Source organism: Rhodanobacter sp. Soil_C_14 (assembly GCF_057657335.1).
In genome coordinates this window covers 1,078,431-1,100,814 of the sequence record NZ_JBDGIQ010000001.1, presented here as the reverse complement: position 1 = coordinate 1,100,814, position 22,384 = coordinate 1,078,431, and the positions used below count along the sequence as shown (strand labels likewise).

Annotated in this window: 21 protein-coding genes; 15 read left to right on the top strand and 6 right to left on the bottom strand. The window is 66.3% G+C overall.

Annotated features, from left to right (window positions below; all coding sequences use genetic code 11):
• Positions 1–124: 124 nt before the first annotated feature.
• The gene (gene rocF, locus AC3A56_RS05020; RefSeq protein WP_056766654.1) at positions 125–1,057 is read left to right on the top strand and encodes an arginase; all 933 of its coding nucleotides are present in this window, start codon (positions 125–127) and stop codon (positions 1,055–1,057) included.
• 51 nt (positions 1,058–1,108) lie between these two features.
• On the opposite strand, the gene AC3A56_RS05015 is transcribed toward rocF, so the two are convergent.
• The gene (locus AC3A56_RS05015) at positions 1,109–1,438 is read right to left on the bottom strand and encodes a YegP family protein (RefSeq protein WP_487769540.1); all 330 of its coding nucleotides are present in this window, start codon (positions 1,436–1,438) and stop codon (positions 1,109–1,111) included.
• A 136-nt stretch (positions 1,439–1,574) separates the two neighbouring features.
• On the opposite strand from AC3A56_RS05015, the gene AC3A56_RS05010 reads away from it, so the two are divergent.
• The 3 genes from AC3A56_RS05010 (at position 1,575) to AC3A56_RS05000 (ending at position 5,676) form a co-directional block, all read left to right on the top strand.
• Positions 1,575–2,939 carry a tryptophan--tRNA ligase gene (locus tag AC3A56_RS05010; protein ID WP_487769539.1) on the top strand — a complete coding sequence of 455 codons (1,365 nt, stop codon included), beginning with the start codon at positions 1,575–1,577 and terminating at the stop codon, positions 2,937–2,939.
• 33 nt (positions 2,940–2,972) lie between these two features.
• Entirely contained in the window at positions 2,973–3,296 is a 324-nt protein-coding gene (locus AC3A56_RS05005) for a hypothetical protein (protein WP_056718093.1), read from the top strand.
• A gap of 151 nt (positions 3,297–3,447) precedes the next feature.
• Complete coding sequence (locus tag AC3A56_RS05000) at positions 3,448–5,676, top strand: DUF5916 domain-containing protein (protein ID WP_487769538.1); 2,229 nt, start codon at positions 3,448–3,450, stop codon at positions 5,674–5,676.
• Positions 5,677–5,683: 7 nt separating this feature from the next.
• Here the strand turns inward: AC3A56_RS05000 and AC3A56_RS04995 are convergent, their stop codons facing one another.
• Complete coding sequence (locus AC3A56_RS04995) at positions 5,684–6,067, bottom strand: VOC family protein (RefSeq protein ID WP_487769537.1); 384 nt, start codon at positions 6,065–6,067, stop codon at positions 5,684–5,686.
• Positions 6,068–6,120: 53 nt separating this feature from the next.
• Between AC3A56_RS04995 and AC3A56_RS04990 the strand changes: the two genes are divergently transcribed.
• On the top strand, positions 6,121–6,642 hold the full coding sequence (locus tag AC3A56_RS04990; protein ID WP_487769536.1) for a M48 metallopeptidase family protein: 522 nt from the start codon (positions 6,121–6,123) through the stop codon (positions 6,640–6,642).
• Positions 6,642–7,286: a DUF6348 family protein gene (locus tag AC3A56_RS04985; protein WP_056766667.1), complete on the top strand. Its 645-nt coding sequence runs from the start codon at positions 6,642–6,644 to the stop codon at positions 7,284–7,286. Before AC3A56_RS04990 ends, AC3A56_RS04985 begins: the two co-directional genes overlap by 1 nt.
• A 98-nt stretch (positions 7,287–7,384) precedes the next feature.
• On the opposite strand, the gene AC3A56_RS04980 is transcribed toward AC3A56_RS04985, so the two are convergent.
• The 3 genes from AC3A56_RS04980 to pdhA all read right to left on the bottom strand — a co-directional run bounded on the left by AC3A56_RS04980 (position 7,385) and on the right by pdhA (position 10,986).
• Positions 7,385–8,767, bottom strand: coding sequence for a dihydrolipoamide acetyltransferase family protein (locus tag AC3A56_RS04980; protein ID WP_056718085.1), 1,383 nt, complete (start codon positions 8,765–8,767; stop codon positions 7,385–7,387).
• A gap of 149 nt (positions 8,768–8,916) precedes the next feature.
• Entirely contained in the window at positions 8,917–9,897 is a 981-nt protein-coding gene (locus tag AC3A56_RS04975; RefSeq protein ID WP_487769535.1) for an alpha-ketoacid dehydrogenase subunit beta, read from the bottom strand.
• Positions 9,898–9,900: 3 nt separating this feature from the next.
• Positions 9,901–10,986, bottom strand: coding sequence for a pyruvate dehydrogenase (acetyl-transferring) E1 component subunit alpha (gene pdhA / locus AC3A56_RS04970; RefSeq protein WP_487769534.1), 1,086 nt, complete (start codon positions 10,984–10,986; stop codon positions 9,901–9,903).
• A gap of 323 nt (positions 10,987–11,309) precedes the next feature.
• Between pdhA and AC3A56_RS04965 the strand changes: the two genes are divergently transcribed.
• From AC3A56_RS04965 to AC3A56_RS04955, 3 genes are all read left to right on the top strand, one after another.
• Entirely contained in the window at positions 11,310–12,158 is an 849-nt protein-coding gene (locus AC3A56_RS04965; protein WP_487769533.1) for a tryptophan 2,3-dioxygenase, read from the top strand.
• A 73-nt stretch (positions 12,159–12,231) separates the two neighbouring features.
• Positions 12,232–13,731 (top strand): peptide MFS transporter, encoded by a 1,500-nt coding sequence (locus AC3A56_RS04960; protein WP_487769532.1) that lies wholly within the window; start codon positions 12,232–12,234, stop codon positions 13,729–13,731.
• A gap of 133 nt (positions 13,732–13,864) precedes the next feature.
• Positions 13,865–15,373 (top strand): peptide MFS transporter, encoded by a 1,509-nt coding sequence (locus AC3A56_RS04955; protein ID WP_487769531.1) that lies wholly within the window; start codon positions 13,865–13,867, stop codon positions 15,371–15,373.
• Positions 15,374–15,424: 51 nt separating this feature from the next.
• Here AC3A56_RS04955 and AC3A56_RS04950 read toward each other — a convergent pair whose 3' ends face one another.
• On the bottom strand, positions 15,425–15,886 hold the full coding sequence (locus AC3A56_RS04950) for a MarR family winged helix-turn-helix transcriptional regulator (RefSeq protein ID WP_056766676.1): 462 nt from the start codon (positions 15,884–15,886) through the stop codon (positions 15,425–15,427).
• A 110-nt stretch (positions 15,887–15,996) separates the two neighbouring features.
• Between AC3A56_RS04950 and hppD the strand changes: the two genes are divergently transcribed.
• From hppD to AC3A56_RS04920, 6 genes are all read left to right on the top strand, one after another.
• The gene (gene hppD, locus AC3A56_RS04945; RefSeq protein WP_487769530.1) at positions 15,997–17,091 is read left to right on the top strand and encodes a 4-hydroxyphenylpyruvate dioxygenase; all 1,095 of its coding nucleotides are present in this window, start codon (positions 15,997–15,999) and stop codon (positions 17,089–17,091) included.
• 12 nt (positions 17,092–17,103) lie between these two features.
• On the top strand, positions 17,104–18,414 hold the full coding sequence (gene hmgA, locus AC3A56_RS04940; protein ID WP_487769529.1) for a homogentisate 1,2-dioxygenase: 1,311 nt from the start codon (positions 17,104–17,106) through the stop codon (positions 18,412–18,414).
• A complete protein-coding gene (locus AC3A56_RS04935; protein WP_487769528.1) occupies positions 18,411–19,043 on the top strand; it encodes a lectin in 633 nt (210 codons plus the stop codon). The genes hmgA and AC3A56_RS04935 overlap by 4 nt, the downstream gene beginning before the upstream one ends.
• 9 nt (positions 19,044–19,052) lie before the next feature.
• Complete coding sequence (locus AC3A56_RS04930) at positions 19,053–20,039, top strand: fumarylacetoacetate hydrolase family protein (protein ID WP_487769527.1); 987 nt, start codon at positions 19,053–19,055, stop codon at positions 20,037–20,039.
• A 100-nt stretch (positions 20,040–20,139) separates the two neighbouring features.
• Positions 20,140–21,540: an oxygen-independent coproporphyrinogen III oxidase gene (hemN, locus tag AC3A56_RS04925; protein ID WP_056766686.1), complete on the top strand. Its 1,401-nt coding sequence runs from the start codon at positions 20,140–20,142 to the stop codon at positions 21,538–21,540.
• A gap of 39 nt (positions 21,541–21,579) precedes the next feature.
• The gene (locus AC3A56_RS04920; protein WP_056718074.1) at positions 21,580–22,350 is read left to right on the top strand and encodes a helix-turn-helix domain-containing protein; all 771 of its coding nucleotides are present in this window, start codon (positions 21,580–21,582) and stop codon (positions 22,348–22,350) included.
• Positions 22,351–22,384: the final 34 nt, after the last annotated feature.

The window sequence follows — 22,384 nt, the reverse complement described above, 5'->3', positions numbered from 1 at the left end:
CTGCGAAAGTCCTGCACACGGGGATGCTGGCGACGCATCCGGGCCGGTTGCCTCAGACCCGTTGCTCTCCGCCTCACCCACATCAATGGTGCGCGCCCGGACAACGGCGCAGTCGCCCCCAGGCATGCAGGAGCAGGCGAACGTGGACAAGCAGACCGTTTCATTGATTGGCGTGCCGACCGACATCGGCGCCGGCCATCGCGGTGCCGGAATGGGACCCGAAGCCCTGCGCGTGGCCAATCTGGCCAGCCGGCTGGAACGTCGCGGACTCAAGGTCATCGATCGCGGCAACCTGCAGGGTCCGCTCAACCCGTGGCTGCCGCCCGAGCAGGGCTATCGTCATCTGGACGAAGTGGTGGCCTGGAATACGGCCGTCCATACGGCTGTTCATCAGGAACTGCAGGCGGGGCGCATGCCGATCATGCTCGGCGGCGATCATTGTCTGGCGATCGGTTCGATCTCGGCCGTGGCGCGTCATTGCCATGACGAGGGCAAGCAGTTGCGGGTGCTGTGGCTGGATGCGCACACCGACTTCAATACCGCCGAAGCCACGCCCACCGGCAACATCCACGGCATGCCGGTGGCCTGCCTGTGCGGCACCGGCCCGGCCGAGCTGACCGGTCTGGGCGGAGTCGTGCCGTCGACCACGCCGGACGTGTTTCGCTACATCGGCATCCGCTCGGTCGATGAAGGCGAGAAGCGGCTGGTGCGCGGCGCCAACATGCAGGTCCACGACATGCGGCATATCGACGAAGTGGGCATGAAGCGGGTGATGGAGGAAGCCCTGTCCGGGATGGACGAAAACACCCATCTCCACGTGAGCTTCGACGTCGACTTCCTCGACCCCAGCATTGCGCCCGGCGTCGGCACCACCGTACGCGGCGGACCGGATTACCGCGAGGCGCAGTTGTGCATGGAGATGATCGCCGACACCGGGCGGATGGCGTCACTGGACATCGTCGAACTGAACCCCGCGTTCGACAAACGCAACGCCACCGCCAAGCTGGCCGTGGACCTGGTCGAGTCGCTGTTCGGCAAGTCCACGCTGATCCGCTGATGCGGCGTCGCCGGAAATCGGCGCGACTCGCGACGAGCCACGCCAAATCGCCTACTCCTCGACGACCTTGGCCTCCGGCGCGTTTGCCGCCACCGAGGCGATGCCGGCGTCGCGCGAGCGCTCGCTTTCATACATCTCGCTGCTGCCGATGACCTGGTGGTTGGCGGCCTTCAGGTTGAAGTGGAACTTGCCGTTGGTCGAGGTCTTCTTCTCGTAGCGAGACGGATCGGGGGCGTTCTCGCGCACGGATTCGATGCCGTTGCGCGCGCTGGCCTTGTCCTTGTAGCCCTCGTTCCTGAGGATGGTTTCGCCGTTGCCGGCTTTCAGGTTGAAGTAGGTTTCGCCGTTCTTGCCGGCAAACAGGGTGAATTTTCCGCTCATCGGCTGGGTTCCCGGTGTGGTGGTGTCCGACAGAATCTGGACTGGCGTTTGTGATTTTTTTGACAAGGCGGCGATTGGGTCTGTCGAGCCGCTCTACCGGATGTCGTAGACTGGCGTTTTCCTCGCGCGACGCAGCATGAATACCCGAGTTCTTACCGGCATCACCACCACCGGCACGCCGCATCTTGGCAATTACGTGGGGGCGATCCGCCCGGCCGTGGCGGCCAGTCGGCGCGATGATGTGGATGCGTTCTACTTCATGGCCGACTACCACGCGCTGATCAAGAGCGACGATGCGGGACGCATCGAGCGTTCGCGGCTGGAGATCGCCGCGACGTGGCTGGCGGCGGGACTCGACCCGGCACGGGTCACCTTCTATCGCCAGTCGGACATCCCGGAAATTCCCGAGCTGACCTGGTTCCTCACCTGCATCGCCTCCAAGGGCATGCTCAACCGCGCGCATGCCTACAAGGCCGCGGTGGACAGGAACACCGCCGCGGGCGAGGACGTCGATGCGGGTATCACCGCGGGCCTGTACATGTATCCGGTGCTGATGGCGGCGGACATCCTGGCGTTCGATGCGAACCAGGTGCCGGTGGGCCGCGACCAGATCCAGCACATCGAGATGGCGCGCGATCTTGGCCAGCGCTTCAACCATCTGCACGGGCATGACTTCTTCGTGCTGCCCGAGGCGTTGATCGAGGAGCAGGTGGCCACCTTGCCGGGCCTGGATGGCCGCAAGATGTCGAAGAGTTACGACAACACGATCCCGCTGTTTGCCGGCGGCAAGAAGCAATTGCGCGAGACGATCATGCGCATCGTCACTGACTCGCGCCTGCCCGGCGAGCCAAAGGATCCGGACGACTGCGCGCTGTTCACCATCTTCCGGGCGTTCGCCAGCCAGATCGAAACCGCGGCGTTCCGCCAGGCCCTGCTCGATGGCATCGGCTGGGGCGAGGCCAAGCAGGTGCTGTACGAGCGCATCGAGACCGACGTGGCGCCGATGCGCGAACGCTACGAAGCACTGATGGCCGACCCGGCCGCGATCGAGACGATCCTGCGGCAGGGTGCGCAGAAGGCGCGCGCGATCGCCACGCCGAAACTGGCGGCACTGCGCGAGGTGCTTGGTCTGCGTGCCATGACCACCGCGCCTGCGCCGGCCATCGGATCGAAGGCCACGCCGAAGCAGGGGAAAATGCCCCGCTTCGCCAGCTTCCGCGATGCCGATGGCGGCTTCCGCTTCCGCCTGTTTTCCGCGGAAGGCGAGGAGCTGCTGCTGTCGAAATCGTTTGCCGATCCGAAGGCGGCCGGCGCGCTGCAGAAGCAGATCAGGGCGCTCGGTGCCGGTGCCGCCGTGCTGCAGGTCCGGTCGCTGAGCGTGGACCTGGAGCTCGACGGCGCGACGGTGGCCAGCACGCCGGATTGCCGCGACGAACAGGCACGTGACGAAGCGCTGGCCTCGTTGCGCGAGGCGCTGGATCAGCTCGCCGCGCAGGACTGAGGCGCGGCAATCCAGGCCCACGGAGATCGAACCATGCGTTACCTCGCCATCCTGCTGTTGACCCCCTGGCTGCTGATTCTGTGCTGGGGCTACTGGGCATATCCGAAGAGTCTGCCGCGCGTGGCCGCGCGACGGTTCTTCGACGTCGCCGCCGTCGTGCTGGCGCTGATCGCCGCGGCGCAGTGCGCGGTGATCGGCTTCGATCGGGTGGAGCTGCCCACGGTCGACGGCTTCGGCCGCGCGAGCGGCGCGATCTGGCAGCAGGTGCTGCCGGCGCTGTATGGCTACGCTGCGTTCACCGTCGTGCTGTTGCTGGCGATGCTGTTGCGGCATGCGCTGTGGGGACGCCGGCGCTGATCCGCCGCGGACGACCTGCCACAAGTCATGCAATGACCAATGGCCGTCGACCCGTTTAAACGCTGACGGCAAGCTGTGCATCTATCCCCGGGTGACGAGTGCCTCGTTCGCCCAGGCGCGATCCTGCGCCAGACCTCATGGAAGTTCCCACATGCGCGTGGCATGCCTGTTGCTGTTTTCGCTGGCCGCAGTTTCCGCGCCGGCACTGGCCGTCGATATCGATGGACATATCCAGCCGGACGAATGGAAAGGTGCGCGGCACATCACCGATTTCCGCCAGGTGCAGCCGCTCAGCGGCAAGCCCGGTTCGCTGCATACCGAAGCCTGGGTCCTGGCCACGCCGAAGGGCCTGGCGGTGGCCTTCCGCTGCGACCAGCCGCCTGGCGTGCCGCGCACGCATCAGCGCGTGCAGCGCGACTTCGAGGACCAGGTGGATCGGGTCAACGTGATGGTCGACTTCAACGGTGACGGCCGCACCGGTTACGACTTCGTGGTCAGTTCCACCGACGGCATCAACGACGCGGTGATCACCAACGAAACCCAGTTCAACAAGGACTGGGATGGCAACTGGAAGCACGCGGTGAGCGAGGATGCTGCCGGCTGGAGTGTCGAGATCCTGATCCCCTGGTACACCGCGCCCATGCATGCGGCGAAAGACGGCCAGCGCAAGCTGGGGATCTATCTGGACCGGGTGACCGGCTCGACCGGCGAACGCGACGGCTGGCCGGTGGCCAGTTTCACGCTGCCGCGCTTCCTGTCCGAATTCAGGCAGATCGAGGTGCCGCACTACAGCCAGTCGCTGTTCGCCGTCACGCCTTACCTGTCCGGGCTGTATGACAACGTGCGCGGCCGCAGCCACTTCCAGGAAGGCGCCGACATCCTGTGGAAGCCGAACGGCCAGTTCCAGCTCACCGCGGCGTTGAATCCGGACTTCGGCCAGGTCGAGAGCGACGACCTGGTGGTCAACTTCGGCGCCACCGAAACCTATGTCAGCGACAAGCGGCCGTTCTTCACCGAGAACCAGGGCATCTTCGATTTCAGCCTGCTCGACGACAACAGCCAGCTGGTCTATACGCGCCGCGTGGGCGGCCCGTCGGATGACGGCCATGGCGCCGCCGACATCAATGCGGCGGTCAAGCTCAACGGCAGTTTCGGCTCCACCAGCTACGGCGTGCTGGCCGCCGACGAGGATGGCGAGGCGGGGCGCTTCTTCGGCGCCGCGCGGCTGACCCACGATTTTGGCGACCAGAGCCTGGGCATGTTGCTGACCCGGGTCGACCGGCCGTGGCTGGATCGCGAGGCCACCGTGCTGGGGGTCGATCACCACTGGCGGCCGACGCCGCAACTGACCATCGCCACCAACGTGGTCGGCAGCGACATCCTGCAGTCGGGCACGCATACCCGCGACAGCGGCGGCACCATCATTGCCGACTACGAGATGGGCGACGGCTGGCGCCAGCAGTGGCTGGGTATGCATTTCGGCGATCAGTTGCAGATCAACGATTTCGGCTACCTCGACCGCAACAACTTCAACTACGCCCATTGGGAAGTGCGCAAGCGCTACACCGCGTTGCCGGCCGATTCGGCCTACAGCTCCAAGGAATGGCGCTACCGCATCGACGCACTGGACAACGATCACGGCCTGCGCCTGCGTCGCCAGTTCCGCGTCAGCCGCAACAGCAACCTGCGCAACGGCGCCACCGAAGTGGTGCAGCTCAACGCCAACAGCGCAGGCTGGGACGACCTGCTGACGCGGGGCCATGGCGCGCTGTTCCTGCCGCCCAGCATCGACCTGGCCTATGAGCGGGTCAGCCCACGCCACGGCGACTGGGCGTTCAAGCTGGAAGCGGAGGTGGTCAGTGGCGGCCTCGGCGGCAACCGCCAGTTCGGCTACGACATCAAGTTCATTCCCACCTATTTCATCAGCGACGCGTTCAGCGTCTACGCCGGCCCCTACTACGAGCATCTGCCGGACTGGCTGGTGTGGCAGCACGACAACCTGATCGGCCGGTTCGACGAGCACACGCTGCAGCTCGATACCGGTTTCGACTGGGCCATCGACCCGCGCCAGGAGCTGCGTGTGAAGCTGCAGGCGATCGGCCTGGATGCACGCCTGCGCGGCGGCTATCGCGTCGGCGCCAACGGCCGCGCGGTGGCCAGCGACGAGCCGGTCGACGATTTCAGCGTGCGCAACCTCGGCCTGCAGATCCGTTACCGCTACGAGCTGGCCCCGCTGTCCTACCTGTACGTGGTCTATGGCCGTGGCGGCTACGCGCTGGACGGCTACGCCCGTAACACCGCCGACGCGTTCGGCAACAGCTTCGCCTTGCGCGACGACGAGCAACTGCTGGTCAAGCTGAGCTACCGCTTCGACATGTAGCAGCCGCTCATTCCCAGCGGTTGAGGTGCGGCCCGAACGCCTCGCGCTGCGGCTGCACCACGCAGAAACGATGGCCGCCGGGCGCCTCCATCACCCACCAGCGCTCGCGCACGAAGGCGATGCGGCGGGCGCCGAGGTGTTCCAGTCGGCCCACTTCGGCGTCGAGGTTGTCGGTTTCGATGTCCAGGTGCACGCGGCTGGCGTGCTCCACCTTCTGCAGCAGGATGATCGGCTCGTCCGCGGCGGTGCGCAGTTCCGCGTACCTGCCGTCGCCGTCCTGGTCGGGGCTGGCGACCGGCTTGCCCAGGGCTTCGCTCCAGAACGCGGTGGCGGTGGCGAGGTCGTCGACCTGGCAGTCGATGACGAGGGTGCTGAGTCGGCTGTGATGCATGGGTCATCTCCGCTGTACGACGCGCGGTGCGGCGCAGTGCGAGAATACGCGGCATGGCACCGCTCAAGTACCTCCAGGCTTATCCCGTCACCTTGCTGGACAAGGTGCGCGAGCTGATCGCGCAGGAGCGCCTGGGCGAGCACCTGGCGAAGCGTTATCCCGATCGCCACGAGGTGCAGAGCGACAAGGCGCTGTACGCGTACGTGGCCGCGCTGAAGCAGCAGCACCTGAAGAACGCGCCGGGTATCGACAAAGTGCTGTACGACGCCAGGCTCGACGTGCTGCGCAATGCGCTGGGTCTGCACACCGCGATCTCGCGCGTGCAGGGCGGCAGGCTGAAGGCGAAGAAGGAGATCCGCGTGGCCAGCCTGTTCAAGGCCGCCGCGCCGGAATTCCTGCAGATGATCGTGGTGCACGAACTGGCGCACCTGAAAGAGCTGGACCACAACAAGGCGTTCTACCAGCTGTGCACCTACATGCTGCCGGACTACCACCAGCTGGAGTTCGACCTGCGCGTGTACCTGACCTGGCGCGAATTGCCTTCGACCGACCACACCGACGTGCGGGAACGATGATGGATAGTGCAGCACTGCAGAAATACCTGCTTCGCCTGTTCGAGCGGCACGACGTCGAACTAGAGGCCGACGAAGATGGCTGGCTGGTCACCGACGGCGACTTCCCCGCGATTCGCGCCGACTGGCACGAGGGCGTGGCGGGTGAACCGGGTCGGCTCGATGTCGACGTGGTGCTGGGCGAGGAACGGCGCATCGAGGAAAGCTTCGCCGGCCTCGGCGGCGGCGAAGCGGGCTGTCGCGATGCGCTGAAGACCTTCGAGCAGAACGTGTTCCACCTGTTGCTGGCCGCCTGCTGGTACGTCACCGACGACCGCCGCATGCAGATCACCGCGTGGGAGATCGGCGTGCGCAGCTGGGACGTCTTCATCGGCCCGTTCAGCGTGCGCGGTGCGGACGTCGCCGACATGCCGCTCGACGCACTGGCATCGATCGAGGCTGCCCTGAAACGCGAAGCGCTGACTCCCGAACTGCACTGGTTGCGGCTGGTGCACAGCCACGCCGAAGACGGCGACTCGCGCTGCGAAGCCCTGCTCGACAACGAACTGTGGACGGCCGGAACGCTGGCCCTCAACGAAGTGGCCTGGCCCCGCGGCGGCGACTACAGCGCCCGCTGCTTCATGCTGCTGGACGTGCGCGATTACTGATGGATGCCAGCGGGCGCCGCGTGGTGACCCGCGCCACGAACGTGCAAACAAACAGGGCGCCCGAGGGCGCCCTGTTTGCTTGACGATGATCCGCCTGCTCAGTTCGGCAGGGACAGATCGTCCAGCATCGCCTTGAGGAAGCGCGCGGCTTCGCCGCCGGTGGCGGCGCGGTGGTCGAAGGTCAGCGACAGCGGCATGCGGCGGTGCACTTCGATGCCGCCGATCACCGCGACCACGTCGTGGCTGAGCTTGCCGGCGCCGACGATGGCGACCGTGGGCGGCACCACCACGGGCGTGGCGTAGCGGCCGGCGAACATGCCGAAGTTGCTGAGGCTGATGGTGTAGCCGGACAACTCCGAGGCCGGGATGCTGCGGTCCTCGACCTGGCTGCGCAGGCGCTTGATCGCGGTGCGGATGCCGGCGCCGTCGAGCATGTCGGCGTTGCGCAAGGCCGGCACGAACAGGCCGTCGTCGGTGTCGACCGCGATGCCGATGTCGACCTGCGGGTGCAGCGTGCGGGTGAGGTTCTTGCCGTCGAACCAGGCGTTCAATGCCGGCACCGTCTTGCAGGCGAACACGATGGCGCGGATCAGGCGCGCGGTGATGTCCTGCTTGCCGATCCAGGCGTGCAGGTCGGCGTCATCCACGAGCGTGGTCGGCACGACCTGGGCGTGGGCGTCGGCCATCACGCGGGCCATGTTGCGGCGCACGCCCTTGAGCTGTTCCGGCTGGCCGCTGGCGGCCTGTGACGGCGGCGCGGTGCGCACCGGCTTGCCAGCCAGCGAGACCGGGCCGCGCTGCGGCTCCGGCTGCGGCAGCTCGGGCGCCAGGTGACGGCCGGCCGAGGCGGGCACCGCGCGGGCGGGGGCGGCGCCGAGGGCGGCCGAGCCATTCGCGGCGGCGTCCTTGACGTCCTTCATGGTGACCACGCCGTCCGCACCGCTGGGGCGCACGCGGGTGAGGTCGACCTTGAGCTTCTTCGCCAGCGCACGCACGGCCGGCACGGCCTTGACGCCGCCGATGCTGGCGGCCTGTTCGACGTGGACGGTGTTGCCGCTGACCATGGCGCCGACCACGGTGCCTTCGTCCTCGCGATCCTTGCCGCCGGTCTCGACTTCGCCACCCTCGTCGGAGACGACGACCTTGCTGCTGTCATCCGCGGCCGGGCTGCCGACACTCTTCTTCGGGCCATGCTGGTGGCCGGTGTCCTGCGACTCGGCGCGCTGCTTCGCGTTCGGGTCGGGTTCGAACTCGGCCAGCGCGGCGCCGGTCTCGATGATGTCGCCGGGGGCGCCATGCAACTTGACGACCTTGCCGGTGTACGGCGAGGGCACGTCGACGACCGCCTTGGCGGTTTCCATCGAGCACAGCGGGGCGTCCAGCTTGATGGTGTCGCCCACCTTCACGTGCCACTCGACCACGGTCGCGTCGGGCAGGCCTTCGCCGAGGTCGGGGAGGTAGAACGTCTTGATGTCAGCCATGAGCGGATTTCCAAGTATGAGTTTTCCGGTTTGCTCCCTCCCCTGCTTGCAGGGAAGGGTTGGGGTGGGGTCCTCTTGATCCGGGCTTCAGATCAAGAGCTTTACCCCCTCCCAGCCTCCCCCTGCAAGCAGGGGGAGGAGCAAGGGCGTCAGCTTGCTGCGAGGGTACGCTTCGCCGCGTCGACGACGCGTTCCACGTTCGGCAGGTATTTCATTTCCAGGCGGAACAGCGGGATGTGCGTGTCGAAGCCGGTGACGCGCTCGACCGGGGCGAGCAGGTCGTACATGCATTCCTCGGCCAGGCGGGCGGCGATCTCGGCACCGAAGCCGGCGGTCTTGGGCGCTTCGTGCACGATCACGCAGCGGCCGGTCTTCTGCACCGATTCGGCGATGGTGTCGAAGTCCAGCGGGGTCAGCGTGGCCACGTCGATCACTTCGGCGCTGATGCCCTGTTGGGCCAGCTCGTCGGCCGCTTCCAGCGCTTCCTTCACCTGTGCGCCCCAGCTCACCAGAGTCACGTCGGTGCCGTCGCGCAGCACGAAGCACACGTCCAGCGGCAGCGCCTCGCCGTCGTCCGGCACCTCTTCCTTGTACTGGCGGTAGATGCGCTTGGGCTCGAAGAACATCACCGGATCGGGATCGCGGATCGCCGCCAGCAGCAGGCCGTAGGCACGCGCGGGCGAGGACGGCATCACCACGCGCAGGCCGGGGATGTTGGTGAACAGATGCTCGTTCGCCTCGGAGTGATGCTCCGGTGCGCGGATGCCGCCGCCCCACGGCGCGCGCCACACGGCCGGCACGGTGAGGCGGCCGCGGGTGCGGTTGCGCATGCGCGCGGCGTGGCAGGCGATCTGCTCCATCATCGGGTAGATGAAGCCTTCGAACTGCGCCTCGGCGACCGGCTTCATGCCGGCCACGGCGAGGCCGACGGTGACGCCGGCAATGGTGGTTTCGTCCAGCGGCGTGTCCAGCACGCGCAGTTCGCCGAACTTTTCCTGCAGGCCCTGGGTGGCGCGGAACACGCCGCCGTTGACGCCGACGTCTTCGCCCAGCACCACGACGGAATCGTCGTGCGCCATTTCATAGGCGAGTGCCTGGGTGACGGCTTCGATGAGAGTGATTTGTGCCATGACTCAATGACCCTTGTTTTCAAGCGACAGGACGTAATCGCGCTGCTTGGCGAGATCGGCGGGGATTTCGGCGAAGATGTAGTCGAACATCGCCGAGACCGGCTGGGTCTTGGTCTCGAGGTAGGCGTTCACCTCGTTGTCCATCCAGTCGTCGCACTCGGCCTTCCAGGCTTCTTCCTTCGCGTCGTCCCACACGCCCTTGGCCACCAGCCAGTGGCGCAGGCGCTTCATCGGCTCCTTTTCCCAGCCGTCCTTCACTTCCTGCTCGCCGCGATAGCGACGGGCGTCGTCGGCGGTGGTGTGGTCGCCCAGACGATAGGTGACCAGTTCCAGCACGCTGCCGCCTTCGCCGTTGCGCGCGCGCTCCAGCGCGTCTTCCATCGCCTTGCGCACCGCGATGATGTCGTTGCCGTCGACCTGGATCGAAAACAGGCCCGCGGCGATGCCCTTCTGCGCCAGCGTGGGCGCGCCGGACTGGATCTTGCGCGGCACCGAGATCGCCCACTGGTTGTTGACGATCACCGCGACCAGCGGCAGGTTCTGCGCGCCGGCGATGTTGATGGCGCCGTAGAAGTCGCCCTTGGACGAACCGCCGTCGCCGATGGTGCACACCGCCACGCGCTTCTCGCCGCGGATCTTGAACGCCAGCGCGGTGCCGGCCGCATGCAGGCACTGCGTGGCGATCGGCACCGACCAGGCGAAGTCATGCCGCGCAGGCTCTTTCTGGTAGTCGTTGCCGCGCTCGTCGCCGCCCCAGTACATGTAGACCTCGCGCGGCTGCACGCCGCGGTACAGCTGCGCGCCGTATTCGCGATAGCTCGGCGCGTAAACGTCTTCCGGCTTCATCGCGCTGCCGATGCCGACGTGCGCGGCTTCATGGCCCAGGCAGCTGGCGTAGGTGCCGAGCTTGCCGGTGCGCTGCAGCGCGATCGACTTGGCGTCGAACACGCGGGTCGACAGCATCAGCTTGTACAGCTTGACCATGTGCTCGAGGTCCTTGGCGAACTCGGGCAGATCGTCACGGACCTGCTTGCCCTCGGCGTCGAGGTATTGCAGGTATTCGATTTCAAACTTGGCGGCGATGGTCACGACTCGCTCCGGGGTGAGGAAGAGAGGGAAAAACCTGGTTGATGGCGTGCCCTCGACGCATCCTCGGGCACACAAACGACCGAACAAGACCGCGCTTGATAACAGGCAGGCATGTTGCGCTGCAAGGTACAGCGCAGCATTCGTGGGCGTACGGATGGGCATGTCGCGCGGCTTCCCGGAACGTCAAACGCACTGCAAAGCGGGTCTCCCGCGACTGTTGCCAAGTATTCGAGGTGTTCAGGACGAGCCCCATGTCCTGGGTCAGGGACTGACCGGGCGGCAGCCGTTACCATGGCCGTTTTCCGGAAACGTGACGGAACACCATGACCGACAACCAGCGCGATCTCGAAGCCGGCATCCAGACCGATCTCAACGGACAGATCACCTACGGCGGCTATCTGCATCTGGACACCTTGCTGTCGGCACAGCAGCCGCTGAGCCAGCCGCCGCATCACGACGAGATGCTGTTCATCGTGCAGCACCACGTCTCCGAGTTGTGGATGAAGCTGCTGATCCACGAGCTGAAGGCGGCGGTGCTGCACCTGCAGGCCGATGACATCGATGCCTGCCTGAAGATCCTGGCGCGGGTGAAGCAGGTGCAGCGCCAGCTGTTCGAGCAGTGGGCGGTGCTGGAGACGCTGACGCCGGCGGAGTACCTGGAGTTCCGTGGCGTGCTGGGGCCGTCGTCCGGCTTCCAGTCGCTGCAGTATCGCCAGATCGAATTCCTGCTGGGCAACAAGAACGCCGACATGCTCAAGGTGTTCGCGCACGATCCTGCCGCGCAGGCGGAATTGCGCGCGGTGCTGGAGGCGCCCAGCCTGTATGACGAGTTCCTGCGTTACCTGGCGCGGCGTGGCCACGCGGTGCCGGCCGAGTTGCTGGAGCGCGACTGGACGCGGGCGTACCGTCGCAACGATGCGCTGCTGCCGGTGCTCAAGCGCATCTACGAGGATCGCGCGGGGTTCTGGCCCGAGTACCACATGTGCGAACAGCTGGTGGACGTGGAGGAGAGCTTCCAGCTGTGGCGTTTCCGCCACATGAAGACGGTGGAGCGCATCATCGGCCATCGCCGCGGCACCGGCGGTTCGTCCGGGGTGAGTTTCCTGAAGAAGGCGCTCGATCTGGAATTCTTCCCCGAACTGCTGGACGTGCGCACCGTGCTGGGCAGCTGAGCGAATCGCCCGCCGCTTGCGCAGCCCGGCCTGAATCCCGTCATGATGTGCCACCTGAAATCCGGGGGCACCCATGAACGAAGCCGTCCACACCAGCACCGCACCCGAGTATCCGCAGACGCTGGGGCATCCGCGTCCGTTGTGGATGCTGTTCATGACCGAGTTCTGGGAGCGCTTCGCGTTCTACAGCGTGAGCTGGGCGCTGGCGCTGTACATCGTGGCGCACTTCTACCACGGCGATGCCTCCGGCCAGGCGTGGGCCGCCAGCATCTTCGGTGCGTACACCGCGCTGATCTACGCCTCCAGCATCTTCGGCGGCTACGTGGCGGATCGGGTGATCGGCTATCAGCGCTCGATCCTGCTGGGCGCGCTGATGATGGCGCTGGGCCTGTTCGTGGTGATGCTGCCCAGCCGCGGTGTCTTCCTGCTCGGCCTGGCGATGGTGATCGTGGGCAACGGGCTGTTCAAGCCGAACATCTCCACCATGGTCGGGCAGTTGTACGGGCGCGACGATCCGCGCCGCGATCGCGGCTTCACCCTGTTCTACATGGGCATCAACGGTGGCGCACTGCTGGCGCCGCTGCTGACCGGCTGGATGGCCGCCCATTTCACCGACACGCCGATGCAGCAGAACTACCGCATCGTGTTCGGCGCGGCCGGCGTGGGCATGCTACTCAGCCTGCTCTGGTTCTGGTTCGGCCGGCGCGGGCTGAAAGGCGTGGGCCGGCCGGCGCCTGAAGCGGCCGGCCGCATGCGCGTGGTGTGGGTGGTGCTGGGCATGGTCGTCGCCGTGCCGCTGGTATACCTCCTGCTGGCCTTCGTCACCACCGGCTTGTCCTGGATGCTGGGTGCGCTGTTCGCCGCGGTGGCGGTGATGCTGTTGGTGGAGGCGGTCAGGCACGGTCGGGTGCAGGTCGACCGCGTGGTGGCGATGCTGATCATCTTCGCCTTCAACATCCTGTTCTGGATGTTCTATTTCCAGCTGGGCACCTCGTTCAATTTCCTGGCCGAGAACCTGGTCGACCGGCAGATGTTCGGCGGCTGGACTTTCCCGGTGGGCTGGTTCCAGTCGGTCAGTCCGCTGGCGATCATCGTGCTGGCGCCCGTGGTCACCGTGGTCTGGGCTTTCCTGGCGTCGCGCAGGAGCGAGCCGTCGATCCCGCGCAAGTTCGGCCTGGGCCTGATTTTCAACGGCCTGGGTTTTGCGGTGCTGATGTACGCGCTGTCGCGCCTGCTCGATGTGCAGGGGCTGATTCCATTCTGGCCGCTGGTGCTGTGCTACGTGCTGCAGACGGTAGGCGAGCTGTGCCTGTCGCCGATCGGCCTGTCGATGGTGACCAAGCTGGCGCCGCCGCGACTGGTCGGCCTGGCGATGGGCGGCTGGTTCCTGTCGCTGGCGGTGGGCGGCAACCTGTCCGGCCTGCTGGCCGGCAGGATCAGCGGCGAAAGCGGGATGACCGCCGCCTCCGCACTGGACGGCTTCACCTTCAGCTTCTGGCTGCTGGCCGGTGCCGGTGTGTTGTTGCTGCTGATTTCGCCCCTGATCAACCGACTGATGCACGGCGTGCGCTGAAGCGATCCGGCCCCGGCAGCACGCGGTTTTCCCCGGGCCGCGTGCTGCAGCGCATTTGACGGATGCGGAGCCGCCGGTTACATCTGGCCGTTCGCAATAACCTGCGAATCACCGATGAGTACAGGGGCAAGGCATGAGTAACAGCACACTCGCCGGCGACGCGAAGCCGGTACCCGACTATCCGCAAATGCTGGGGCATCCGCGTCCGTTGTGGATGCTGTTCATGTCGGAGTTCTGGGAGCGCTTCGCGTTCTACGGCATGCGCTGGGCGCTCACGCTGTACATCGTGGCGCAGTTCTTCAACGGGGATGAAGCCGGCCAGGCTTCGGCCAGCCGCACCTATGGCGCCTACCTGGCGCTGGTCTACGCCACCGCGGTGTTCGGCGGCTACGTGGCGGACAAGATCATCGGCTACCAGCGCTCGATCCTGCTGGGCGCGGTGGTGATGGCCGCGGGCCTGTTCATGGTGATGGTGCCCCAGCACGAGATCTTCATGCTGGGCCTGGCCACCGTCATCGTGGGCAACGGCCTGTTCAAGCCGAATATCTCCTCGATGGTGGGCCAGCTGTACGCCACCGGCGATTCGCGCCGCGACCGCGGCTTCACGCTGTTCTACATGGGCATCAACGCCGGTGCGCTGATCGCGCCGATCCTGACCAGCTACCTGGCCGAACGCGTCTTCGGCACGCCGCAGCACGACAACTTCCACGTGGTCTTCGCCGCGTCGGGCGTGGGCATGCTGATCAGCCTGGTGTGGTTCTGGTTCGGTCGTCGCCAGCTCGGCCCGGTCGGCAAGCCGGCACCGGAAATCGCCAACCCGATGCGCGTGGTGTACGTGGCCATCGGCGTGCTGGTGGCCATTCCGCTGGTCTACCTGCTGATGGACCAGGCCGGTGCGGTGGCGATCCAGTGGCTGCTGACCGCGCTGTTCATCGGCGTGGGCGTGATGCTGGTGATCGAGGCGATCCGCACCGGACGCGTGCAGATCCAGCGGGTGATCGCGATGCTGATCATCTTCACCTTCAACGTGCTGTTCTGGATGTTCTTCGAACAGGCCGGCAGCTCGTTCAACTTCCTGGCCCAGCACATCGTGGATCGCAACTTGGCGGGCTGGGAATTCCCGGTCGGCTGGTTCCAGTCGGTGAACCCGGTGGCGATCGTGCTGCTGGCGCCGCTGGTGGCGCTTGCGTGGGGCTGGCTGGACAAGCGGCGCATCGAGCCGTCGATCCCGCGCAAGTTCGGCCTGGGTCTGATCGGCAATGCGCTGGGCTTCGCGGTGCTGATGTATGCGCTGTCGCGGCTGGTCGGTGGCGACGGCATGATCCCGCTGTGGACCCTGGTGCTGTGCTATGTGCTGCAGACGGCCGGTGAGCTGTGCCTGTCGCCGATCGGCCTGTCGATGGTGACCAAGCTGGCGCCGGCGCGCCTGGTCGGGCTGGGCATGGGCGGCTGGTTCCTGTCCACCGCGATCGGCAACAACCTGGCCGGCCTGTTCGCCGCCCACGTCAGCGGCGACAGCGGCATGACCGTGGACTCGGCGTTGTCCGGCTACACCTCCGGCTTCTGGATTTTGCTGGGCGGCGGCGTGCTGCTGTTCTTGATCGCCCCGCTGATCAACAAGCTGATGCACGGGGTGAGGTGAGGCAGGAGCGGGAACGCAGAGCAAGAGCGGGCGCGGCGTGCGTTCCCGCTCTTACTCCATCAAGCGGTCCAGTATCCGCGTCAACCAGCGCTGCTCCTCGGCGTCCAGCCTGGCCAGCACTTCGCGTTCGCGGGCACGCGCCATCGGCGCCACTTCGTCGTGCATGGCCCAGCCCGCTTCGGTGAGGCTCAGCACCGAGCGGCGCTTGTCGTTGTCGTGGGTGGCCCGGTCGACCCGGCCGGCCTCGACCAGTCGGGCCAGCGCACGGCTCACCGCCACCTTGTCCATCGCCGTGCGTTCGGCCACCTCGCGCGCCGACAAGCCCTCGAAGCGCGCCAGCACCGCCATCACCCGCCATTCCGTCACCGAGATGTCGTAGCGACGCTGGTAGTCGTCGGCGATCGCCTGGCTGATCGTGTTGGACAGGATCGACAGCCGGTACGGCAGGAAATGCTCCAGCTGCAGCGGGGCGTGCTCGGCGGTGGCAGGGGCAGGCTTGCGCTTTCGGGGCATTGCGGCGATGGTCCTTGCAAATGGTTTCATATGAAACTATAACGTGGGTTTACCGTCGATGGTGCCACGCTCTCGTGCTGCCATCGTGCACCGTCACACAGGAGAGCGCCATGAACGCCCAGCCGAACCTTGGCATGCAGGTCACCACGTTCGAAAACCCGATGGGTATCGACGGTTTCGAATTCGTCGAATTCGCCGCCCCGGCCGGTCGCGCCGATGAGCTGCACGACCTGTTCAAGCGGATGGGTTTCAGCGCCGTGCTGAAGCACAAGTCGCGGCCGATCACCGTGTACCGCCAGAACGGCGTGAACTTCCTGGTCAACGAGGACCCCGAATCGTTCGCTGCCGACTTCGCCGACAAGCACGGCCCCAGCGCCTGCGGCTTCGCGATCCGTTTCAGGAAGCCCGCGGCCGAAGTGCTCGCCACGGTGCTCGGCAACGGCGGCGAGGCGGTGACCGACAAGGTCGACAGCAAGGCGGTCGGCGCGCCGGTGATCAAGGGCATCGGCGACTGCATGCTGTACCTGGTCGATCGCTACGGCAGCGCCGGCAGCATCTACGACGCCGACTACGAGGCGATTCCCGGTGCCGAACAGAACCCGGCCGGTTTCGGACTCACCTTCATCGACCACCTGACCCACAACCTGTACTTCGGCAACATGCAGAAGTGGTCGGACTACTACGAGCGCCTGTTCAACTTCCGCGAGATCCGCTACTTCGACATCAAGGGCGCCAAGACCGGCCTGGTGTCCAAGGCGATGACCGCGCCGGACGGCACCGTGCGCATCCCGCTCAACGAGTCGAACGACCCGAAGAGCCAGATCAACGAATACCTCGACGCCTACCACGGCGAAGGCATCCAGCACATCGCCTGTTTCACCGACGACATCTACGACACGGTGGAGAAGATGCGCGCCGCCGGCGTGGAATTCCTCGACACCCCGGACTCCTACTTCGAGGTGATCGACGTGCGCGTGCCGAACCACGGCGAAGACGTGGCGCGGCTGGCGAAGAACAAGATCCTGATCGACGCCGACATGGAAACCAAGCAGCGCAAGCTGCTGCAGATCTTCACCCAGAACAACATCGGCCCGATCTTCTTCGAGATCATCCAGCGCAAGGGCAACGAAGGTTTCGGCGAGGGCAATTTCCAGGCCCTGTTCGAGAGCATCGAGCGCGACCAGATGAAGCGCGGTTTCCTCTAAGGGTCTCTCCTCATGGCGATCGATGTCAGCAAGGGCTACCAGTCGGGTTTCGGCAACGAGTTTGCCAGCGAGGCGATCGCCGGCACCTTGCCGGTCGGCCAGAATTCGCCGCAGCGCGTGGCCCATGGCCTGTACGCGGAGCAGTTGTCGGGCACCGCATTCACCGCGCCGCGCCACAGCAACCGGCGCAGCTGGCTGTACCGGATTCGTCCGGCGGCGGTGCATCAACCGTTCCAGCCGCTGGCGCATGCCACGTTCCATAACCGCTTCGACGAGGCTCCCGCCACGCCGAACCAGCTGCGCTGGAATCCGCTGCCGCTGCCGCAGCAGCCGACCGACTTCATCGACGGCCTGGTGACCCTGGCCGGCAACGGCGGCCCGGCCGAGCAGGCGGGTATCGGTATCCACGTCTATACGGCCAATCGCTCGATGCAGGGGCGTTTCTTCTACGACGCCGACGGCGAGTTGCTGATCGTGCCGCAGCAGGGCCGGTTGCGGCTGGCCACCGAGCTGGGCGTGATCGAGCTGGAGCCGCAGGAGATCGCGGTGATTCCGCGCGGCGTGCGTTTCCGGGTGGACCTGCTCGACGGTACGGCGCGCGGCTATGTCTGCGAGAACTTCGGCGCGCTGCTGCGCCTGCCGGATCTGGGCCCGATCGGCTCGAACTGCCTGGCCAACGCCCGCGACTTCCTCACCCCGGAGGCGGCGTACGAGGACGTCGAGGGTGCATTCGAGCTGGTGGCGAAATTCCAGGGCGGGCTGTGGTCGGCGAAGATCGGTCATTCGCCGCTCGACGTGGTCGGCTGGCACGGCAACTACGCTCCGTACAAGTACGACCTGCGCCGCTTCAACACGATCGGCTCGATCAGCGTCGACCATCCCGATCCGTCGATCTTCACCGTGCTGACCTCGCCCAGCGACACCGCCGGAACGGCGAACATCGACTTCGCGATCTTCCCGCCGCGCTGGCTGGTGGCGCAGCACACGTTCCGTCCGCCGTGGTTCCATCGCAACGTGGCCAGCGAGTTCATGGGCCTGATCGCCGGCGTCTACGACGCCAAGGCCGAGGGCTTCGTGCCGGGTGGTGCCTCGCTGCACAATTGCATGAGCGGCCACGGACCGGATGCGGCAACGTTCGAGAAGGCCTCGAACGCCGACCTGTCGAAACCCGACGTGATTGGCGGCACCATGGCCTTCATGTTCGAGACGCGCAAGGTGATCCGTCCCACCCGGCAGGCGCTGGAGGCACCCCAGTTGCAGCAGGATTATCACGAGTGCTGGCAGGGCATCGCGAAACATTTCGATGCAGGCCGCAAGGCGTGAAATGCCATGCGCTGATCGTGGCCGCTGCGCTGGCGCTGGCCGGATGCGGCCAGGCGGGCCCGTCGGCATCGCCGACGGCGGAGGCCCCGCCTGTCGCCGCGTCGGGCGCCCGTCCGGCCGTGGCCACGAGCACGCCGGCAACGAGCGCTGCCGACACGATGGCCCGCTACGACGGTTACGGCGACCTGCGTTTCGGCATGGACGAGGCCGCGTTCGAAAAGGCCAGCTTCAATAAGGCCAGCTCCAATAAAGCTTGGACCGGCGAGCTGAAGGGTGCGCCGGAGCAGGGTTCAACGTGCTTCTACAAGACCCCGGCCTGGGTGAAGTCGTCGAAGGATTTCGCCTTCATGTTCGAAGCCGGCCATTTCGTGCGCTACGACGTGGGCAACGTGAAAGAGCTCGCGCCCGGCGGTGGCAAGGTCGGCATGGACGAGGCGCAGATCCGCGCGCTGTACGGAACGCGTGTCGAGGCGCAGCCGCACAAGTATGTCGATGGCGCAAAATACCTGCGCATCGCCGCGCCGCAAGGTGACGGCGTGTTGCTGTTTGAAACCGATGAACATGGCAAGGTGACGCGATGGCGCATGGGTGTGCCGCCGCAGGTCGATTACGTCGAAGGCTGTAGCTAGGAGTATTTGATGAAACTCGCAAGTCTCAAGGAAGGCGGCCGCGACGGCACGCTGATCGTGGTCAGCCGCGACCTCACCCGCGCGGTGAAGGCGAGCGCCATCGCGCCGACGCTGCAGGCGGCGCTGGACGACTGGTCGAACGCCGCGCCGCGGCTCAATGCGCTGTCGGAGGACTTGAACTCCGGCAACGCCGCCGGTGCCTTCGCGCTGGACATGCACGCGCTGGCTTCGCCGCTGCCGCGCGCCTATGAATTCGTCGACGGCTCGGCCTACCTGCCGCACGTCGAGCGCGTGCGCCGCGCCCGCGGCGCCGAGGTGCCGAAGTCGTTCTACACCGACCCGCTGATGTACCAGGCGACCAGCGCCGGCTTCCTCGGCCCGCGCGATCCGGTGGTGGTGCCCAGCGAGGATTTCGGCATCGACCTGGAAGCCGAGGTGGTGGTGGTCACCGATGACGTGCCGATGGCGGCGACGCCGGCGCAGGCGTCGGAGCACATCCAGCTGGTCGGCCTGGTCAACGACGTGAGCCTGCGCGGACTGATCCCGGGCGAGCTGGCCAAGGGCTTCGGCTTCCTGCAGAGCAAGCCGCGCTCGGCGCTGTCGCCGGTGCTGGTGACGCCGGATGAACTGGGCGACGCCTGGGCCGGCGACAAGCTGCACCTGCCGATGCGCACGTGGTTGAACGGCGCATGGTTCGGCGAGGCCGAGTGCGGCGTGGACATGCAGTTCAGCTTTGCCGAACTGATCGCCCACGTGGCGAAGACGCGTCCGCTGACCGCCGGCACCATCGTGGGCTCCGGCACCATCGCCAACGAGGACACCGGCAAGGGCGCCTCGTGCCTGGCCGAACAGCGCACGGTGGAAACCCTGCGCGACGGCCATCCCACCACGCCGTTCCTGAAGTTCGGCGACCGCCTGAAGATCGACGTCACCGATGCCGGCGGCGCCTCGATCTTTGGCTCGATCGAGCAGCAGATCGAACCGCACAAGCCTTGAGGTCATCGCCCGGAGGGGCGGCTGCGGCGTGGCGTCGCGGCCGATGGCGTAATTGATCCGGATCAAGGCAGCCAGATCGGAGCGGGGACAGACTCGCTCCATGGCCATTCCCATAAGCACTCCCGAATTCGACCCGGCGCTGATCGCCCGCTACGACGTGGCCGGTCCGCGCTACACCAGCTACCCGACCGCGCCGCAGTTCAAGGCCGGCTTCGACGAGACGGTGCTGCGCGGCGTGATCCGGGCCTCCAACGAGGAGCCGATCCCGCGGCCCTTGTCGCTCTACGTGCACGTGCCGTTCTGCATGAGCCCGTGCTTCTACTGCGGCTGCAACCGGGTGATCACCCGCGACGTGACCCAGGCCGATCGCTACCTCGAACGGCTGTATCGCGAGATCGAACTGATCGCGCCATTGTTCGACCGCGATCGCCCGGTGCGCCAGCTGCACTTCGGTGGCGGCACGCCGAACTTCCTCGATACCGCGCACATGAGCGAGCTGCTGGAGTCGCTGGCTCGCCATTTCAGCTTCAGCCACGAGGCGGAGCGCGAATACGGCATCGAGATCGATCCGCGCTTCGCCGACGGCGACTACATCCGCAACCTGGGCGCCCTGGGCTTCAACCGGATCTCGGTCGGCATCCAGGATTTCGACCCGGTGGTGCAGCAGGCGGTCAACCGCATCCAGAGTTTCGAGCAGACCCGCGAGGTGCTGGACGCGGCGCGCGAGTCGTCGTTCCGTTCCACCAGCGTCGACCTGATCTATGGCCTGCCGTTCCAGACCGTGGCCGGCTTCAGCCGCACGCTCGACCAGATCGTGGCGCTCAACCCCGATCGCGTGGCGGTCTACGGTTATGCGCACCTGCCGGAGATGTTCAAGGCGCAGCGGCAGATCGACGCCGCCGACCTGCCCGATGCCGCCACCCGGCTGGCGCTGTTCGGCCGCGCGCTGGAGCACCTGTCCGCCGCCGGCTACGTCTACGTCGGCATGGACCACTTCGCCAAGGCCAGCGACGAGCTGGTGCTGGCGCAGCGCGCGGGCACCCTGCAGCGCAATTTCCAGGGTTACTCGACCCACGGCGACTGCGACATCGTGGGCCTGGGCGTCAGTGCGATCGGCCGCATCGGCGACAGCTACACGCAGAATGCGCGTGATCTGGTCGGCTACTACGCAGCGCTGGATGCCGGCCGGCTGCCGCTGATGCGCGGATTGCAACTGGACGAAGACGACCTGATCCGGCGCGAGCTGATCAACGAACTGATGTGCCACGGTGTGCTGGACAAGCACGGCTTCGGGGCGCGCCACCGGCTGGTGTTCGACGAATATTTCATGCGTGAGCGCCAGCGGCTGCAGGCGCTGGTCGCCGATGGCCTGGTGCTGGAGAGTGACCGCGAAATCCGGGTCACCTCGCGGGGACGGTTGCTGTTGCGTATCATCGCCATGTGCTTCGACGCCTATCTGGACGAAGCGGCACAGGCACCGCGTTTCTCACGCGTGATCTGATCGACGACGACGCAGCCCCAACCCGGCCTCATCACAATCATGCAATTCAAGCCCACGCCAGGCCGGCCAGGTCGCCTGCCCGAGCCGCGTAGCCCGATTGCCGACGACGGCGATGAAACGCGCTTCTGCGGTACCTGCGCGTTTTCCAGCGCGTGCATTGCCGCCGGCTACGACAAGCCCGAGCTGGCCGAGCTGCAATGCCTGGTCGAACACGTCGGGCCGTTCCGCGTCGGCGAGCACATCTTCCGTACCGGCGATCCGTTCCGGGCGATCTTCGCGGTGCGTTCGGGCACGGTGAAGACGCGCATGGTCGACAAGGAAGGCCGCGAGCAGGTGCTGGGCTTCTATCTGCCGGGCGAGGTGATCGGCCTCAACGCGATCTATCCCGAGCATTTCCCGTGCGACGCGGTGGCGCTGGACACGGCGTACTTCTGCCGTTTCTCGTTCCCCGCGATGAGCGCGCTGGCCTCGCGCGTGCCGGCCGTGCAGCAGCACCTGTTCCGCATGCTTAGCAAGGAACTGGGCACGGCCAGCCTGCTGGCCGGCGACCACAGCGCCGACGAGCGCGTTGCCGCCTTCCTGCTCGACCTGGGCAACCGCTACGCGGTGCGGGGTTTCTCCGGCACCCAGTTCCACCTCAGCATGTCGCGTGGCGACATCGCCAACTACCTGCGGCTGGCCGCGGAAACCGTCAGCCGCGTGCTGAGCCGCTTCCGCGCGCAGAAACTGATCGCGATCGAGGGACGCGAGCTGGAGCTGCTGAATGTGGCGGCGCTGCGCAAGATCGGCGAAGCCCTGTTGCCGGATTGAGCTCGAGCGGGATGCCGTCCAGGCATTGCCGGAC